Below are 17,079 nucleotides of genomic sequence, written 5' to 3' on the forward strand. Positions count from 1 at the left end.
GCCCTTGCGCAGTGCGACTGGAGCCAGCCGATCCCGGCGTCACCACCCGAGTGCTGACCATCATGCTAGCGTCGGAATACTAAGGATGAAGCCTCTTCCACGCACCAAGGGCGCAATGACCTCAGCATCAGATCAGTCGTGGACATCCGCGACCGTTCGCCAAAAGCCAAACCGAAAGTGGGCAAGGCAGTAGGCAACGATGTCCTTTTTGGAATTTATTCAATGAAAACAAGGGGGCCTGGCGGAGACGGAGGGATTCGAACCCTCGGTACGGTTTCCCGTACGACGCTTTAGCAAAGCGTTGGTTTCAGCCACTCACCCACGTCTCCGGCTGCGGCAGGCGTTGGCCTATAGCGGCGGTGTTCGGTGCGATCAACGGGGTTGGCGCATGCAATCGACCGGAATTTCGATGCCGCCCGCCGTTCGTTCATTGCCGGGCAAGCGCGCAGGTGGTTAACGGTGGCGATCCGGGGCGTTGGGCAAGGGGGACGGTGATGCGGGGAACAGGTTTCGCGGCGGCGATGGCGATGGCGGCGATGGCGCTGGGCGGCCCGCTGGCGGCGAGCGCGCCGGCGCAGGTCACCACGATCGATCCCAATCGCGCGATCGACGGCGATCTGTCCGGCCCCGCCTCCACGCGTCCGCGCACCACCGCGACCCCACGTGCCGCGGCGGCGGCGCCCGCACAGACGAACCGGATCACGGAGCCGGCCGCGCCCTCCCCGGGCTTCGCCGAATCCCCCGCCGCCGACGCCTCGCCCGCGCAGCAGCAGGCACGCGCCGAGGCGACGAACCGTGCCGCCGACACCTATCAGCGCGAGGACCTGCTCGCCGCGGGCGAAGGCGTGTTCGGCAAGGGTGCCGCGGGGCTCGCCGGGCTGCTCGAGAAGGTGCTGAAGGAGCAGGGCCAGCCCAACGCCTATATCGCCGGGCGCGAGGCGGCGGGGGCGTTCGTCGTCGGGTTGCGCTACGGATCGGGCGTGATGAGCCACAAGGTCGAAGGCCAGCAGCCGGTCTATTGGACCGGGCCGTCGGTCGGCTTCGATGTCGGCGGCGATGCCAACAAGGTGTTCGTGCTCGTCTACAACCTGTACGACAGCGAGGAGCTGTTCCACCGCTTCCCCGCGGCGGAGGGCCGGCTGTATCTGGTTGGCGGGTTCGCCGCGACCTATCTGCGCCGCGGCAACGTCGTGCTGATCCCGATCCGCCTCGGCGTCGGCTACCGCGCAGGCGTAAACGTCGGGTATATGAAGTTCACGCACAAGGCGAAGTGGCTGCCGTTCTGACGCTGCGGGCGCGAGCTCCCCGGCGAACCGGGGGCTCACCCGCATCATTCGTCCGCGGTCGCGTGCGGGCGCTCAGCGCCTTGTCGGGGGTGCGGAACGGCGAGGGCAGATCCGCCTTCACCGGGGTCAGCGCGCCCGACACCTCGACCGATCCGCCGCCGGCCATCGTATCGACGGTGGTGAAGGTCGCCGCGCCGTCGCCGAGCGCGTACGCGACGGTCACGCTGGCGCCAGCATCTTGCCGGGGTCGTTGTCGGCGACCGCGCGCCAGACATGCGGCGCGGCGCCCGAGGCGAGCCGGCGGCCGTCCGCGGCATAGCGGCGGATCAGACCGGTGGCGCGGTCGATGTCGAGCTGCGCCTGCCCTGCGGCGAGCGTGATCGTGCCGCCGAGCGCGAACTGTTCGAAGCCGAGCAGCGTGCCGCCCGCCACCGCGGGGATCGCATCCGCCAGTCCCCGTCGAACCGGTCGCCGGCGACGATGACGAACTCGACCGCCTCCTAACATGCAAAATGGATCAGATTGTCGAACGCTGCGCGCGTGGCATTTCGTACCTTTTCGGCCAGTAATTCCCGGGGCGGGCAAGGCCGGTCAGCGGGCTGTCGCGGTGAATGTCGGCCGCATGAAGAAAACAAAAGTCGCTCATCTCTTTCCGCTATCGCCATTTGTTGGCACCGTCATGGAGAGGCGACGAAAGACGGGGCATGACGGTAATGGACGACGCGATACGGTCACGGTTCGAAGGCGAACTGCTTATCGATGCGATGATCGCGCCCAAGCTGAGCTTCGCGACGCATCAGAACGACGTGCCCGCGCTGCATGACCTGAAATTGCTCAATCTGGGCGACGTCCCTGCGGAGAACGTGATCCTCGGCGTCGCCTCCGATCCGCCCGTCTTCGCCGCCCGCCAATGGCGGTTCGACCGGATCACGGCCGGGGGCGAGGTGCACGTCACGCAGCGCGACCTGCCGCTCAATGCCGCGCTGCTGCTGCAATTGAGCGAAGCCATCCGGGCCACGGTGACGCTGACCGCCCGGATCGAGGGGGACGACCGGCCCATCGCCGAACGCCGCGTGCCGATCGAACTGCTGGCCCGCAACGAATGGGGTGGAGCCGGCGCGATGCCCGAATTGCTGGCGGCATTCGCCCTGCCCAACGACCCCGCGGTCGGGCGCCTGCTGAAGGTGGCGAGCGACGTGCTGCGCCACGCCGGCAAGCCCGATGGCATCGACGGATATCAGTCGAAGTCGAGGACCCGCGTCTACGAGCTGGCCTCCGCCATCTGGTCGGCGGTGTCGGGTCTGCGCCTGACCTATGCCGAACCGCCGGCCAGTTTCGAACTGGCGGGACAGAAGGTCCGCACGCCCGGTCAGGTCGTCGAGGGCGGCCTCGCCACCTGTCTGGATACCGCCCTGCTGTTCGCCGCCGCGCTCGAACAGGCCGGGCTCTACCCGGTGCTGATCGTGACCGAGGGGCACGCCTTCACGGGTCTCTGGTTGCAACCGCAGGAGTTCGCGACGCTGCTGGTCCCGGACGCGGCCGCGCTACGCAAACGGATCGCCCTCGACGAACTGCTGGTGTTCGAGACGACGCTTGCCACCGGCGCCTCGCCCGCCGGCTTCGCGCGCGCGATCGCCGCCGCCGATCGCCTGATCGCCGAAGACCAGGAGGCGACGTTCGTTACCGCGATCGACGTCCGTCGCGCGCGGATGCAACGGATCCGCCCGCTGGCCCTGACCGATGCGGGGACCGATGTCGGTGGCGCGACGGCCATGCCCGCGGAACCGGTCATCGATCCCGCCGGCGACGCATTGGAAGCGGCCCCGGCGCTGCCCGACTTCGATCTGGCGGAGGCCGAGGCGCTGCCGACGACAGCCGAGGGGCGGCTGGAGCGCTGGCAGCGCAAGCTGCTCGATCTCACGACGCGCAACCGCCTGCTCCATGTCAAGCCCGGCGCGACCGCGATCCGCCTGATGTGCCCGGACCCGGCGCGGCTGGAGGACGAACTCGCCGACGGCAGGAGCTTCCGCATCGTCGGCGCACCCGATCTCGCCGGCGCCGCCGGACGCGATGCGGCGCTTCACACCGAACGCACCGGCATCGTGCTGGACGACGCCTATGCCCGCGCCGCACTCGACCGCGGCGAGCTGCTGTCGCCGGGCGATCCGGCGAAGCTCGATGCGCAACTGATCGAACTCTACCGCAAGGCGCGGCTCGATCTGGCCGAGGGTGGCGCGAATACGCTGTTCCTCGCGGTCGGCTTCCTGTTGTGGAAGAAGTCCGACACCGATGCGAGCCAGTATCGCGCGCCGCTGATCCTGCTGCCCGTCCGCCTCGACCGCCGCAGCGTGCGGTCGGGCGTCAAGCTCGCGATCCACGAGGACGAACCGCGCTTCAATCTCACGCTGCTCCAGATGCTGCGCCAGGACTTCGAACTCGACATCCCCGAACTGGCCGGTCCGCTGCCGCAGGACGCCTCGGGCATCGACGTGCCGCGGGTCTGGAATATCGTCCGCCGCGCGGTGCGCGACATGGCCGGGTTCGAGGTGGTGCCGGACGTGATGCTGGGTGCTTTCTCCTTCGCCAAATATCTGATGTGGAAGGATCTGGTCGATCGCACCGACGCGCTGAAGGCGAACCCGGTCGTGCGCCACCTGCTCGACTCGCCGCGCGAACCTTATCCTTGCGATCTCCAGCCGCCGCGCCCCGATGCGCTCGACGGCGAAGTGACGCCCGCCGACCTGTTCACGCCGCTGCCCGCCGATTCGTCGCAACTCGCGGCGGTGGTCGGGTCCGCGCGCGGCTGCGACTTCGTGCTCGACGGACCGCCCGGCACCGGCAAGTCGCAGACGATCGCCAACATGATCGCGCACAATCTGGCGCTCGGCCGCAAGGTGCTGTTCGTCGCCGAAAAGCGCGCGGCGCTGGACGTGGTCCACCGCCGCCTGGTGGCGCACGGCCTTGGCCCGTTCTGCCTCGAACTGCACAGCAACAAGGCGTCGAAGCAGGATGTCCTGCGTCAGCTCGACGCCGCCTGGAGCACCAGCGAAGCCTCGCCGCAGGCCGAATGGGAACGCCGGGCAGCCGAATTGAAGACGAGCCGCGATGGCCTCAACCGGCTGGTCGCGGCCCTGCACCGCCGCCATCCCAACGGCCTGACGCTCTATGCGGCGATCGGGCGCGTGGTCCGCGATGGAAGCGAGGGCGGCACGTTGCGGCTCGACTGGCCGCGTGACACGCATCACGACGAGGCCATGCTGGAGGCGTTGCGCGAAGCGGCGCGCCGGCTCGACCTGCTGCGGCCGGCGGATCCCGGACAACCGGCGCTCGTCACCGTGGGGCGGACCGACTGGTCCAACGCCTGGGTCGCCGAACTGCTCGCCGCCGCCGCGACCCTCGGCGAAACGGCAAGCGTCGTGCAGACGCAGCGGCTGGCGTTGACCGACGTGCTCGGCATCGATCTCGGCTCCGATCGCCGCGGCCTGGCGGCGACGGCGAACGTCGCGCGGTCGCTCGTCGGTGCGGCGGGGCTCGATCTCGGCTTCGCTTTCGCACCCGACGCGGTCCGGACGATCGAGCATGCCCGTGCGGCGCTGCCGCTGATCGCCGACTATCGTGCCGAGGCGGCGGCGCTGACGATCCCGCTGGCGAACGCGACGATCGCGGCTCTGCCGCTGGACACGCTCGAGGCCGAATGGACCGCTGCCACCGCGGCGATGTGGCCGCTGTCGATCTTCCGCAAGAAAGCCGTGACACGTCAGCTCGATCCGGGCGGCACCGCCGATCTTGATGAGGAACTGCCGCGTCTGCGCCGGCTTCAGGACATACTCGCGCGGCTCGAGCCGTTCGCGGCGGCAGGCAGCGGCGCCCCCGGCTGGGCGGGCGTCGACACCGACGGCGCGCGCGTTGCGGCGGTCCTCGATGTCGCTGACGCGCTACGCCGCGCGATTCTCCATGCCGCCGATACGCCCGACCGGCTGGTCGCGCTGCGTACCAATCTCAAGCGGATCGTAACCGACGCCGCCGACATGCTCGCCGGCGACGCCGCGATCGGACGCACGCTGTTGGCGTTCACCGAGGCACAGGACCGGTTCGAGGCCGCGCTCGACGCCTTCCAGCGGGTTGCCGCCTCTCCCGCCCCGATCGATGGCCCCGATGTCGCGGACGCCGCCCGCGCCATCGCCGCCGGCATCGCCGCACACGCCCCCCATCTCCATGGCTGGACGGCGTGGCGCCGCGCCGGACAGGCCGCGCTCGACCTCGGTCTCGCCGCCCTCGTCGCGGGGGTCGAAACCGGGACCATTCCCCCCGGCGCGGCGGCAGACTCGTTCGAGCTGGCCTATGCGCGCTGGTGGGCGGAAGGCGCGATCGATGCGGAACCGTCCGTGCGGGACTTCACGCTGGCCGAGCAGGCCGACGCCATCGCCCGCTTCCGCGATCTCGATCGTCAATTCGCCGACCTGACCATCGCCTATATCCGCGCAAAGCTGTCCGGCGCGATTCCGCCCAAGAATACGCAGGTGCAGCCGCCCGGCTTCGGCACCCTCGCGCATCAGCTCAAGCTTCAGAAGCGCCAGAAACCGGTTCGCCAGCTTGTCGCGGAAATGGGGCCGGCGCTGACCACGCTTGCCCCCTGCCTGCTGATGAGCCCCTTGTCGGTGGCGCAATATCTGCCGCCCGAGGCTGCGCAGTTCGACCTCGTCATCTTCGACGAAGCCTCGCAGATCACGCCCTGGGATGCGGTCGGGGCGATCGCGCGGGGGCGTCAGCTCGTCGTCGCCGGCGATCCCAAGCAGATGCCGCCGACCAGTTTCTTCGGCCGCGGCGCCGGCGCGGAGGACGACGACAGCGAGGTCGAGAGCGACCAGGAAAGCATCCTGGAGGAATGCCTCGGTGCCCGCCTGCCGCAGCGCCGGCTGACCTGGCATTACCGCAGCCGCAACGAGAGCCTGATCGCCTTCTCCAACCACCGCTATTACGATGGCGACCTCATCACCTTCCCCGCCCCCGTTACCCAGGACGCTGCCGTCTCGCTCCGCCCGGTCGCCGGCGCCTGGGCGCGTGGCAAGGCGCGGACCAACCAGATCGAGGCCGAAGCGATCGTCGCGGAGGTCGTCGCGCGGCTGACCGACCCCGATTTCGTCGACGAACGCGGTCGCCCGCTCAGCATCGCCGTCATCACGCTCAACGCCGAACAGCAGAAGCTGATCGAGGATCTGCTTGATCGTGCCCGGCGCGGCCGTCCCGAACTCGAACCCTTCTTCGCCGAGGACGCGACCGAACCCGTCGTCGTCAAGAATCTGGAAACCGTGCAGGGCGACGAGCGCGACCTGGTGCTGCTCGGGATCGGCTATGGCCCCGAGACGCCCGGCGCGCCGGTGATGGCGATGAACTTCGGCCCGCTCAACCGACAGGGCGGGTGGCGCCGGCTGAACGTCGCGATCACGCGGGCGCGGCGCGAGATGGTGGTGTTCGCCTCCTTCCCGTCCGATCGCATCGACCTGAACCGCACGAGTGCCGAAGCCGTGCGCGACCTGAGGCATTTCCTCGAATTCGCCGAACGCGGTCCCCGCGCACTGGGCGAGGCGGTGATGGGATCGATCGGCGGGTTCGAATCGCCGTTCGAACAGGCCGTGGCAGAGGGCCTGCGCGCCCGCGGCTGGAGCGCCGTGTCGCAGATCGGCGTGTCGCGGTTCCGGATCGATCTCGGCATCGTCCATCCCGATCGCCCCGGCGACTATCTGGCCGGCGTCGAATGCGATGGCGCGTCCTACCACGGCGCGGCGACCGCGCGCGATCGCGACAAGGTACGCGAAGGCGTTCTCGCCGGCCTGGGTTGGCGGCTCGCGCGGGTCTGGTCGACCGACTGGTGGCATGACGCGCCCGGCGCATTGGACCGGCTCGACGCGACGTTGCGCACCATGCTGGACGAAGCGCGCGCGGCCGATGCGATCCGGGCGGAGGCACGCGCCGCCGCCGGATCGATGGCGTATGCCGTCGACCCCGGCGATCGTGAAGAATCCTCGGATACCCCGCCGCAAGACACGCCCGAGGCGCTCGATCTGGGCGGCGATTATCGACGCACGGAATTCACGGACATGGCGTCCCGCATTGCACCGGATCGCTTTCACGAACCCGCTTATGCCACGACCCTGCGCGAGATGATCGGCCGCGTGATGGCTGCCGAAGCGCCGATCCGCGACGATCTCCTGGTAGAGCGCATCGCGCGGGCGCACGGCTTCCGCCGTTCGGGCCGCGCCATTCGCGATCGCGTGATGACGCTCGCGCGTGCCGCCACGCATCCGGAGCACGAAGCGGGTGGTGCGACCTTCCTATGGCCCGACCGCCTGGCACCCGGCGCGTGGGACCGCCCGCGTTACCCGGCTACCAGCGACGACGTCCGGTCGCTGGAAGACATCGCGCTGCCCGAACTGACCGCCGCGCTGCGGGCCTGTACGGGCGAAGACCCTGCGGCCGACGCCGCGCGGGCGCTGGGTGTCCGCCGCCTGAGCGGGGTCGGCCGCGACCGCTTGCGGCGTGCGGCGCCGGCGACCGGGCACCTGCGATGAACGGATGGCCGCCGACACCGCACGCCCGAGCGCGTTATCCATCCTTGCCATACGAACGCGCAGGATGCTGAACGCGCGCCGCAGTCCATCCTCAACGAGATCGAGACGCTGGCTCCGGGCTCCCTGCACCGGAAACGCACCGGAGCCATCTCTCCTGCCGCGCGGCGACAGGAGACGAAAATGTCAGGATAACCGCTGGAAAGTCGATGGTGCCGCTTACAGGACTCGAACCTGTGACCCCCGCATTACGAATGCGATGCTCTACCAGCTGAGCTAAAGCGGCACGGGGCGAAGCGGCCACATGGGCCGTTCGGAGGTGCGCCTAACAGGTCGGATCAGGGCTGACAAGCGTCGCGTGATCGTCGCGCGGCTTTACGTGCCGTTTACCACAGGGCGTGCACAAGCACGTGTGAACCGGGCCGATGTGAGGTCCGGCGGATGAAGGGTCTGGGCATGGAAACGGCGCGCGGCTTCGATGACGGGCGGGTCGGGTATGACGACGACATCGTCGATGCCGGCGATGGCGGCGGTGGTGATTCGGGCGTCGATGCGGGCGGCGTCGAGGATGCGATGTTCGATCTCGGCGGCGACGAACGGCGCATGCACGTGCGCGCCTACAACCATTGGGTGTCGCTGTTGAGGGGCCGCCCCTACCCCGGCATCGACGATCTCGACCCCGCCAATATCGCCGATTTCGGGCCGCATAGCGTGCTGCTCGATTTCAGCGCGGGGATCGAGGATCCGACGATCGCCTATCTGGGTCGCAGCCTGCGCGAGGAATGCGGGCTGGAGACGCATATCGTCCGCGTCGCCGACGTACCGGGGCGCTCGCTCCTGTCGCGGCTGACCGACCATTATCTGCAGATCATCGCGAATCGTGCGCCGATCGGGTTCGAGGCGGAGTTCGTCGGCACCCGCGGCCGCACGACGCTGTACCGCGGCATCCTGATGCCGTTTTCGTCGGACGGCGAGACGATCGATTTCATCTATGGCGTCATCAACTGGAAGGAGATGGTCGACGCCGCGACGCAGGCGACGCTCGACGCGGAGCTCGACGCCGCGGTACGCGCCGCGCCCAAACCGCCCGCCGCCTCCGCAATATGGGCCGATGGGCCGAGCGGCGGGTTCGAGGCGTCGGAGGAACCGGCCGGGCCGCAGCTCGACGGATCGCTCGGCGACCGGCTGATGATGGCGCGCGAGAGCGCCGCGGCGGTACGCGCCGCCGATACGCGCGGACGGTCGGCGCTGTACCGCGCGCTGGGCCGCGCGCACGATTTCGCGCTCGCCTGTGCCGAAGACGAGGCGGGCTATGCCGCGCTGCTCGATGCGACGGGGCTGAAGGTGCAGCCGCGCGCGCCGCTGACCCCGGTGGTCAAGCTGGTCTTCGGCGTGGAATACGACAAGACGCGGCTCGCCGAATATGCCGCGGTGCTGGGCCATGCGCGGCGCCAGGCGGTGCCGGCCGGGCAGCTGGCGCAGTTCCTCGACGCGGCCGAGGGCGGCATCAAGGCGGTGGTCGCCGCCGAGCGCGCCGCGAAACGGCCGGTCAAACAGCCTGACCTGTTCGACCGCGCCGCGGCCGAGCTGCGCACGCTGCCGGTCTTGGGCCATGTCGCGATTGCGGCGGGGGACGAGGAATTCGTCGTGCTGCTCGCTCGCGCCGGCGCCGACGGGACGGTCGACGTCATCAAGCGCGTCGCGGGCAAGGCGCTGGTCGACAGCATCGTGCGCCGCGCTGCTGCCTGAGCGCGAGGATCGCCATCGACGTTCGGTCGATCCGACAAGACGGGATGATTCACGCAGAGGCACGGAGGACGTGGAGGTGGATTGCGCGCGGCAGCGCGATCCCGTCCTCGATAAGGCTCGATAGAGCGTCCCGGCGACGCAGCACGCGCAACATCTCCGGGTCCTCCGCGCCTCCGCGTGAACACATCTCTTATGGTCGATACGCCTGCGATCCGCTCTATACTGGCCTGATGGCCATGCTGACGTTTCTTCTGGCGATGGTAGTCGTACCGGTCCTGATCGCGGCCGGCGTGACCGCGACGGTCGCGCTGGTGGTCCGGCGCGTCGTCGGTGTCGCCGTATCGCATCGGACGTTCGTCGCGGTGGGCAGCGTGCTGCCCGCGGCGATGCTGGCCCGCGCCCAATATCTGTTGTGGCCCCTGCCCTGGTGGCAACCCGAATCGCTGCCCGACGGCATCCCGCCAGGTGGCGTGTTGCTCTGGGCCGCGATGCCCGCTTGGCTCGCATGTCTGCTCGCGAGCCGTGCGGTCCTGCGCCCGCGTAAGCCACGCCGCGGAGAACCCCACTCCGGTCGACCAACGCCATAGAAAGTTACGCCACCACGTAATTATCGCATCGCAGCAAGCCTTGAGGTCCGGCGGCAGCGGGCGCATAGGCGGGGCATGGCCGACCATCACGAGAACATGGCCGAGGCGCTCGCCGCCCGGCTGACCAAGGGCGCGCTACCGGGAGAGTTGACGGGCTTCGGCGATGCCGAACGTACCGCCGCCGCCGCGTTCGTCGCGCAGACCGCCGCGAAGCGGGAGCCGGGCAAGCCGGGGATCGCGCTGGAGCCGATCGCATCGGACGACGTGCGCCGTCGGATGCGGCTGGCGATCGTCAACGACGACATGCCGTTCCTGGTCGATTCGATCGCCGCGGCGATCGGCGAACAGGACCTCGACATCGATCGCGTCATCCACCCCGTCGTCCGCGTCAGCCGCGACGGCGAGGGCAGGCTGATCGATATCGGCGGCGCGGGCGCGCCTGAATCGATGATCTACATCGAGCTGGAACGCGCCGACGCGCGCGACCGGCGCGGACTGATCGACGAGCTGACCGCGGTGCTCGCCGACGTGCGCGCCGCGGTCACCGACTGGCCGGCGCTGCAGCGCGCGATGGCGCGCGACGAGGCCGCGCTGCCGCAGGGCGAAGGCGCGGCGCTGCTGCAATGGTTCCTCGACGGGCAGTTCACGCTGCTCGGCCACCAGATCTGGCGGCGCGACGGCAGCGCCGGCGAGGCGCTGGGCCTCGCGCGCAACCCGCACGAGACGCCCGTGCTCGCCGAGGCGAGCCGCGCGCTGGCGATCCGCTGGTTCGAGGATGGCGGCGAGGCGCCGCTGCTGCTCAAATCCAGCCTGATCTCCACCGTCCATCGCGCGGTGCCGCTCGACCTCGCGATCGTACCGATCATCGAGGCGGGTGAGATCACCGGCCTGTCGATCCACGCCGGCCTGTGGACCAGCGCCGCGCTGAGCGTGCGCCCGCGCGACGTACCCGTGCTGCGCGCGCGGCTGTCGGCGCTGGAGGCGAAGTTCGGCTTCGATCCCCGCGGCCACACCGGCAAGGCGCTGACCCATGCGCTGACCGCGCTGCCGCACGACCTCGTCATCGCCTTCCCGCCCGCGGCGTTGGAAGAGGTGGTGCTGACCGCGATGAGCCTCGCCGACCGGCCGCGGCCGGCGCTGGTGCTGGTCAAATCGGCGCTGGGGCGGCATCTGTTCGCCTTCGCCTGGCTGCCGCGCGACGACCTCACCACCGCGCGCCGCGTCCAGATCGCGCAGATGCTGACCGAGGCGTCGAACGGGTCCGTGCTCAACTGGTCGATCAGCCTCGACGACGGCGTCGTCGCGCTGCTGCGCTATACGATCGACCTGCGCGGTGACGGGCGGATGCCGGAGACCGAGCCGCTCGCCGAGCGATTGCGGCGGATGGTGCGCGGCTGGGTGTCGGACGTCGAGGCGGCGCTCGCCGAACAGGTGCCCGCGGCACGCGCGGCGCGACTGGCGCTGCGCTGGGCCAATGCCTTCCCGCCGAATTACCGCAACGTCAGCAGCGCGGGCGAAGCCGCCGCCGACATCCTGCGCATCGCCACGCTGGACGACGCCGGCGCGCGATCGGTGCGCATCTTCCCGGTGGTGCCGGGCGAGGAGCGCCAGCTCAAGATCTACAAGTTGCACGGCGCGCTGGCGCTGTCCGACGCGGTGCCGGTGCTGGAGAATTTCGGCTTCCGCGTCATCGGCGAACTGCCGACGCGGCTGCGCGACGATGCCGACACGTTCGTCCACGATTTCGTCGTCGAGACCGATGCGGGCGGCGACGGCCACGACGCCGCCGTGCTGGAAGGCGCGATCGCCGCGACGCTGGAGGGCGCCGCCGAAAACGACGCGTTCAACCGGCTGATCGTCGACGTCGGCCTGTCGCCGCGATCGGTGGTGCTGCTGCGCGCGTGGTTCCGCTATCTGCGCCAGGCCGGCCTGCCTTATGGCCTGACCACGGTGGTCGATGCGCTGCGCCGCGCGCCCAAGCTGACCAAGGCACTGATCGCGCGTTTCAAGGCGGCGCACGATCCCGCCCGGCCGGGCGACGTCCACGCCTGCGACGAGGCGATCGAGCGCGGGCTCGACGCGGTGTCGGCGATCGACGACGATCGCATCCTGCGTGCCTATCGCAATTTGATCGCCGCCTGCCTGCGCACCAACGCCTTCGCGCCCGCCGCGGCGGAAGCGCTGGCGTTCAAGCTCGACAGCCACCTGATCCCCGGCCTGCCCGCGCCGGTGCCGTGGCGCGAGGTCTGGGTCTATTCGCCGCGCATCGAGGGCATCCACCTGCGCGCCGGCCCGGTCGCACGCGGCGGCCTGCGCTGGTCGGATCGCCGCGACGACTTCCGCACCGAGATCCTCGGGCTGATGAAGGCGCAGCGCGTCAAGAATGCGGTTATCGTGCCGACCGGCGCCAAGGGCGGCTTCTATCCGAAGCAGCTCCCCTCCCCCGCGGTCGATCGCGATGCGTGGCTGGCGGAAGGGACCGAGAGCTACCGCATCTTCATCCGTTCGCTGCTGTCGATCACCGACAATATCGTCGACGGGAAGGTCGTGCATCCTACGGGCGTCGCGGTGCTCGACGGCGAGGACCCCTATTTCGTCGTCGCCGCCGACAAGGGCACCGCGACGTTCAGCGACGTCGCCAATGCGCTGGCGCTGGAGCGCGATTTCTGGCTGGGCGACGCCTTCGCCAGCGGCGGCAGCGTGGGTTACGACCACAAGGCGATGGGCATCACCGCCAAGGGCGCGTGGGTGTCGGTGCAGCGCCACTTCGCCGAGCGCGGACTCGACGTGCAGACGCAGCCGATCACCGTCGTCGGCTGCGGTGACATGTCGGGCGACGTCTTCGGCAACGGCATGCTGCTCAGCAAGACGTTGAAGATCGTCGCGGCGTTCGATCACCGCCATATCTTCATCGATCCGAGCCCCGATCCCGCGGCAAGCTGGGACGAGCGCGCGCGGATGTTCGCGCTGCCGCGTTCGTCCTGGGCGGATTACGACGCCGGGCTCATCAGCGAGGGTGGCGGCGTGTTCGCGCGCAGCGAGAAGGTCATCAAGCTGTCGCCGCAAGCGCAGGCCGCGCTCGGCATCACCGCGACGCAGATGGACCCGGCGTCGCTGATCTCGGCGATCCTCAAGGCGCCCGCCGACCTGCTGTGGTTCGGCGGCATCGGCACCTATGTGAAGGCGGCGGCGGAGAACAACGTCGCGGTCGGCGATCCGGCCAATGATCGCCTGCGCGTCGATGCCGAGGATCTGCGCGTCATTGCGATCGGCGAAGGCGCCAACCTGGGCGTGACGCAGGCGGCGCGCATCGCGTTCTCGGGCCGCGGCGGGCGGATCAACACCGACTTCATCGACAATTCGGCGGGCGTCGATTGTTCGGATAACGAGGTCAACATCAAGATCGCATTGAACCGCGAGATGAACGAGGGCCGGCTGGGGTTCGAGGAACGCAATGCGCTGCTCGCCAGCATGACCGACGACGTCGCGCATCTGGTGCTGGAAGACAACCGCCTGCAGACGCTGGCGCTGTCGATCGCCGAGGCCGATGGTGCGTCGGCGATCCCGAGCTACGTGCGCGTCATCGAGATCTTCGAAACCGCCGGCCGACTCGACCGCGCGGTCGAGGGGCTGGCGGGGAACGAGGATCTGCTGCGTCGCGGGCAGGAGGGCCATGGCCTGACCCGGCCCGAACTCGCGGTGCTGCTCGCGACCGCCAAGCTCGCGTTGCAGGACGGCATCGAACATGCGCCGCTGGCGATGGCGCCCGAACTCGCGCCCGATCTCCACGCCGCCTTCCCCGCGGCGATGCAGCGCGACTATGCGAAGGCGATCGACGAGCACCGGCTGCGCGGGCAGATCGTCGCGACCAAGCTCGCCAACCGCATCGTCAACCGGCTGGGCGTGCTGTTCCCGTTCGAACTCGCCGAGGAAGAAGGCGCGGCGGTCGCCGATATCGCCGGCATGTTCGTCGTCGCCGAACGTCTGTTCGGGCTCGACGCGCTATGGCAGGCGATCGAGCGCGCACCGATCGCCGAAGGCGCGCGCATCGCGCTGTTCAACGAGGTCGCGGTGGCGACGCGCTCGCACATCGCCGACCTGCTCCGCGCGAGTGCGCCCGGGACGCTGCCCGGCGCGGTGATCGACCGCCTTGGCAAGGGCATCGCGCAGCTCGAACGCCAGACCGCCTCGCTACTGCTCGAGGAGGCGAGCGCGCAGAGCGCGCGCATCGCCGCCGAGCTGGAGGCGGCGGGCGCGCCCGCCGATCTGGCGCGACAGGTGGTACGCCTGTTCGACCTCGACGGTGCGGTCGGGCTGGCGGCGCTGGGCGAGCGGCTGGGGCTGGACGAGATCGAGCTGACCCGCGCGTTCACGCATCTGGGGCAGGTGCTCGGCCTCGACTGGGCGCAGGCGGCGGCGGGGCGGATCGTCTCGGGCGACCCGTGGGAGCGGCTGCTGCTCGCCGGCCTGGCGCGCGATTTCCAGCAGCAGCGGCTGGAATTCCTCGCCCGCAACGGCGCCAGGGACCCACGCGGCGCGGTCAACGACTGGCTGACCGCCAACGCGGCGCGAATCGGCCAGTTCAAGGCGGTGATCGACCGCGCGCGCCATGCGGCGCAGCCGAATGCCGCGATGCTCGCGCAGATCGCGGGGCAAGCGCGGGTGTTGCTGGGGCGGTAAGGCCGGTCGATCACTCACCCTCACCCTTCCGCGGCTTCGCCGCTCCCTCCCTCTCCCATTGGGAGAGGGAAGGGGCCCGCCCGGCGCAGCCGGGTGGGAAGGGTGAGGGTGATGGGTCGAAGAAGGCGCGCCTCAAGCGCCTCGCTTGGCCTGCACCTTCGCCCGCCAGCCCCGCGCGCGCCACCACATGATGATCCCCGTCACCGCCAACACCGCGGGCAGGATCCCGCCGGCGAAGATCACCAGCTGCCACACGCCCCCCATCCCCTCGCCATCGTGGATACGCCGCATCCAGCGCGCCGCGCCACCCGGACGGCGCGCGGCGACCGCGACCGCGACGCCGCCGTCGTCGGCGACCTTGACCTGACGGCCGTCGGCGAAGCTCACCGTCCAGTCGGCGGACAACGTCGTCGGCCAGGCGATGCTGCGGAACGGGCCGCGCACCACCGCCGCGGCGCGGGCAAGCACCGCATCGACCGGCTGCGCCGGCGCGGCGAGCGGCAGCGCGCGCATCATCGCTGCCCGGTCGGGGCCGCGCTGCGGGCCGGCGTCGCGGCCGCCGAACACGCCGGGAAAGCTGATCCACACGCCGGTCAGCGACAGCACGAACAGCGGCAGGGCGATCCAGAACCCCGCCATGTGATGCAGATTGGTGTCGGTGTTGCGATGCCGCCGCCAGCGCAGCCCCTTGCGCCAGCTGCCGACCGTCGGCCACCACAGCCACAAGCCGGTGAGGCTCGACACCAGCATCGCGACGCCGATCCAGCCGACGATGCTGCGCCCGACGCCTGGCAGCAGCAGGCTGCCGTGCAGGCGATGGAGGACGCGGACCAGCCCGGCATTGCCCGGCGCGACGTCGAGCACGCGCGCGGTCGGCGGATCGAGATAGACGATGTCGCGCAGCGGCGGCCCGCGCCGCGCCGGCTGCGCATCCGGCGGCACCGCGGCGACGGTCACCGGGCCATCGCCCTCGGGCAGGCCGATCTGCGCGATCCGTTCGCCGGGCTTGACCGCCGCCTGTGCCGCGGCGGCATAGGCACCCGGCGCCAGCAACGCCTCGCCGCTCGTCTGGTAGCGCGCCGGATTGACGATCCGGTCGAGCCCGTCGTGCCAGACCAACGCCGCACCCGACAGCGATAGCGGCACGATCAGGATGGCGAGGATCAGCCCGATCCATTTGTGGATCTGGAACCACCGCCGCCGCCATTGCCCTGCGCTCATCGCTCGCTCCCGCCTGTCGCCACAGCGCGCTCGCATGCGTTGGGCGTTCAGGTCAACGCCTGCGCGAAAAGCCAGCTGCGTAGTGCGCTGGCGAGATTGGGCGGCGCGTCGGCGGCGATGCGAAGCACGTCGATCTGCGCGACCAGCGCCGACAGCGGCAATGCATGCGCCGCCGCCGCACCCTCCAGCGCGCGCCAGAAGACGGGTTCGAGGCTGATCGACGTCTGGTGCCCGGCGATGGTGATCGAGCGCTTCACCGGGCCGGCGAACCCGCAGGAGGGCGCAGCAACGTCAGGCATCGGCCCAGCGCCGCAGCAGATTGTGGTAGATGCCGGTCAGCTGCACCACCGCGGGGTTGCCCTGTCCGTTGGTGGCGGCGACCGCCTGGATCGCCTCGTCGAGCTCGAACAAGGTCCGCCGCTCGCCATCGTCGCGGACCATCGACTGGAGCCACAGGAACGACGCGGTGCGTACCCCGCGGATGACGGGCGTCACCCGGTGCAGGCTGGATGAGGGATAGAGGACGAGGTGCCCGGCGGGCAACTTGACGCTCTGCGGCCCGAAGCGATCCTCGATCACCAGCTCGCCGCCGTCGTAGGTGGCGGGATCGTCGAGGAACAAGGTCGCCGACAGATCGGCGCGGATGCGGAATTCGGACCCGCGCTGGATGCGGATCGCATTGTCGACGTGCAGCCCGAAATCCTCACCGCCTTCGTAGCGGTTGAACAAGGGCGGAAACACCTTGAGCGGCAGCGCCGCGGCGAAGAACAACGGCGACCGGCCGAGTGCCGCCAGCACCATCGCCGCGCCCTCGCGCGCCGCCGCCGACTCTTCGGGCAATTGCCGGTTGCGCTTGGCCAGCGCCGCCTGCGGCCCCGAAGTGACATTGCCATCGACCCAGTCGGCCGCGTCGATCACCGCGCGCAGCCGTGCCACGCCGTCGGCGTCGAGGATGTCGGGAATCGCGATCAGCATGGCTCGTTCCTGGTC

At 70.0% G+C, this 17,079-nt stretch carries 10 protein-coding genes and 2 tRNA genes; 5 read left to right on the forward strand and 7 right to left on the reverse strand.

Translation table 11 applies throughout. The features are described from left to right. Window positions 1-239 precede the first annotated feature (239 nt). Window positions 240-329: transfer RNA gene (locus M9979_RS07230), tRNA-Ser, on the reverse strand. Between the two features lie 165 nt (window positions 330-494). On the opposite strand from M9979_RS07230, the gene M9979_RS07235 reads away from it, so the two are divergent. Continuing rightward, window positions 495-1,286 carry a DUF1134 domain-containing protein gene (locus tag M9979_RS07235; RefSeq protein WP_254288663.1) on the forward strand — a complete coding sequence of 264 codons (792 nt, stop codon included), beginning with the start codon at window positions 495-497 and terminating at the stop codon, window positions 1,284-1,286. On the opposite strand, the gene M9979_RS07240 is transcribed toward M9979_RS07235, so the two are convergent. Then, complete coding sequence (locus tag M9979_RS07240) at window positions 1,255-1,509, reverse strand: hypothetical protein (protein ID WP_254288664.1); 255 nt, start codon at window positions 1,507-1,509, stop codon at window positions 1,255-1,257. The genes M9979_RS07235 and M9979_RS07240 overlap by 32 nt on opposite strands. Next, on the reverse strand, window positions 1,506-1,718 hold the full coding sequence (locus M9979_RS07245; RefSeq protein ID WP_254288665.1) for a hypothetical protein: 213 nt from the start codon (window positions 1,716-1,718) through the stop codon (window positions 1,506-1,508). Before M9979_RS07245 ends, M9979_RS07240 begins: the two co-directional genes overlap by 4 nt. Before the next feature lie 272 nt (window positions 1,719-1,990). On the opposite strand from M9979_RS07245, the gene M9979_RS07250 reads away from it, so the two are divergent. Next, window positions 1,991-7,855: a DUF3320 domain-containing protein gene (locus M9979_RS07250; protein WP_254288666.1), complete on the forward strand. Its 5,865-nt coding sequence runs from the start codon at window positions 1,991-1,993 to the stop codon at window positions 7,853-7,855. A gap of 207 nt (window positions 7,856-8,062) precedes the next feature. On the opposite strand, the gene M9979_RS07255 is transcribed toward M9979_RS07250, so the two are convergent. Next, window positions 8,063-8,138 (reverse strand) — tRNA-Thr (locus M9979_RS07255). A 170-nt stretch (window positions 8,139-8,308) separates the two neighbouring features. Here M9979_RS07255 and M9979_RS07260 point away from each other — a divergent pair. The 3 genes from M9979_RS07260 to M9979_RS07270 all read left to right on the forward strand — a co-directional run bounded on the left by M9979_RS07260 (window position 8,309) and on the right by M9979_RS07270 (window position 14,868). After that, window positions 8,309-9,601, forward strand: coding sequence for a PAS domain-containing protein (locus tag M9979_RS07260; RefSeq protein WP_254288667.1), 1,293 nt, complete (start codon window positions 8,309-8,311; stop codon window positions 9,599-9,601). Window positions 9,602-9,831: 230 nt separating this feature from the next. After that, on the forward strand, window positions 9,832-10,188 hold the full coding sequence (locus M9979_RS07265) for a hypothetical protein (protein ID WP_254288668.1): 357 nt from the start codon (window positions 9,832-9,834) through the stop codon (window positions 10,186-10,188). A 75-nt stretch (window positions 10,189-10,263) separates the two neighbouring features. After that, entirely contained in the window at window positions 10,264-14,868 is a 4,605-nt protein-coding gene (locus M9979_RS07270; protein ID WP_254288669.1) for an NAD-glutamate dehydrogenase, read from the forward strand. A 132-nt stretch (window positions 14,869-15,000) separates the two neighbouring features. Here M9979_RS07270 and M9979_RS07275 read toward each other — a convergent pair whose 3' ends face one another. From M9979_RS07275 to M9979_RS07285, 3 genes are read right to left on the reverse strand one after another with little or no spacing between them, the layout of a single operon-like run. Further along, window positions 15,001-16,089 carry a PepSY-associated TM helix domain-containing protein gene (locus M9979_RS07275; protein ID WP_254288670.1) on the reverse strand — a complete coding sequence of 363 codons (1,089 nt, stop codon included), beginning with the start codon at window positions 16,087-16,089 and terminating at the stop codon, window positions 15,001-15,003. 47 nt (window positions 16,090-16,136) lie between these two features. Continuing rightward, the gene (locus tag M9979_RS07280; RefSeq protein ID WP_254288671.1) at window positions 16,137-16,388 is read right to left on the reverse strand and encodes a ribbon-helix-helix domain-containing protein; all 252 of its coding nucleotides are present in this window, start codon (window positions 16,386-16,388) and stop codon (window positions 16,137-16,139) included. Continuing rightward, entirely contained in the window at window positions 16,381-17,064 is a 684-nt protein-coding gene (locus M9979_RS07285) for a Fe2+-dependent dioxygenase (protein WP_254288672.1), read from the reverse strand. The genes M9979_RS07280 and M9979_RS07285 overlap by 8 nt, the downstream gene beginning before the upstream one ends. Window positions 17,065-17,079 lie beyond the last annotated feature (15 nt).

It is taken from the genome of Sphingomonas liriopis (assembly GCF_024211255.1).
GTDB lineage: Bacteria > Pseudomonadota > Alphaproteobacteria > Sphingomonadales > Sphingomonadaceae > Sphingomonas > Sphingomonas liriopis.

What these genes read in the sequence shown, in the direction of transcription:
- M9979_RS07270 (WP_254288669.1), top strand. Translation starts at nt 10,264, where the DNA reads ATGGCCGACCATCACGAGAACATGGCCGAGGCGCTCGCCGCCCGGCTG.
- M9979_RS07265 (WP_254288668.1), top strand. Translation starts at nt 9,832, where the DNA reads ATGGCCATGCTGACGTTTCTTCTGGCGATGGTAGTCGTACCGGTCCTG.
- M9979_RS07250 (WP_254288666.1), top strand. Translation starts at nt 1,991, where the DNA reads ATGACGGTAATGGACGACGCGATACGGTCACGGTTCGAAGGCGAACTG.
- M9979_RS07260 (WP_254288667.1), top strand. Translation starts at nt 8,309, where the DNA reads ATGGAAACGGCGCGCGGCTTCGATGACGGGCGGGTCGGGTATGACGAC.
- M9979_RS07275 (WP_254288670.1), bottom strand. Translation starts at nt 16,089, where the DNA reads ATGAGCGCAGGGCAATGGCGGCGGCGGTGGTTCCAGATCCACAAATGG.
- M9979_RS07280 (WP_254288671.1), bottom strand. Translation starts at nt 16,388, where the DNA reads ATGCCTGACGTTGCTGCGCCCTCCTGCGGGTTCGCCGGCCCGGTGAAG.
- M9979_RS07235 (WP_254288663.1), top strand. Translation starts at nt 495, where the DNA reads ATGCGGGGAACAGGTTTCGCGGCGGCGATGGCGATGGCGGCGATGGCG.
- M9979_RS07285 (WP_254288672.1), bottom strand. Translation starts at nt 17,064, where the DNA reads ATGCTGATCGCGATTCCCGACATCCTCGACGCCGACGGCGTGGCACGG.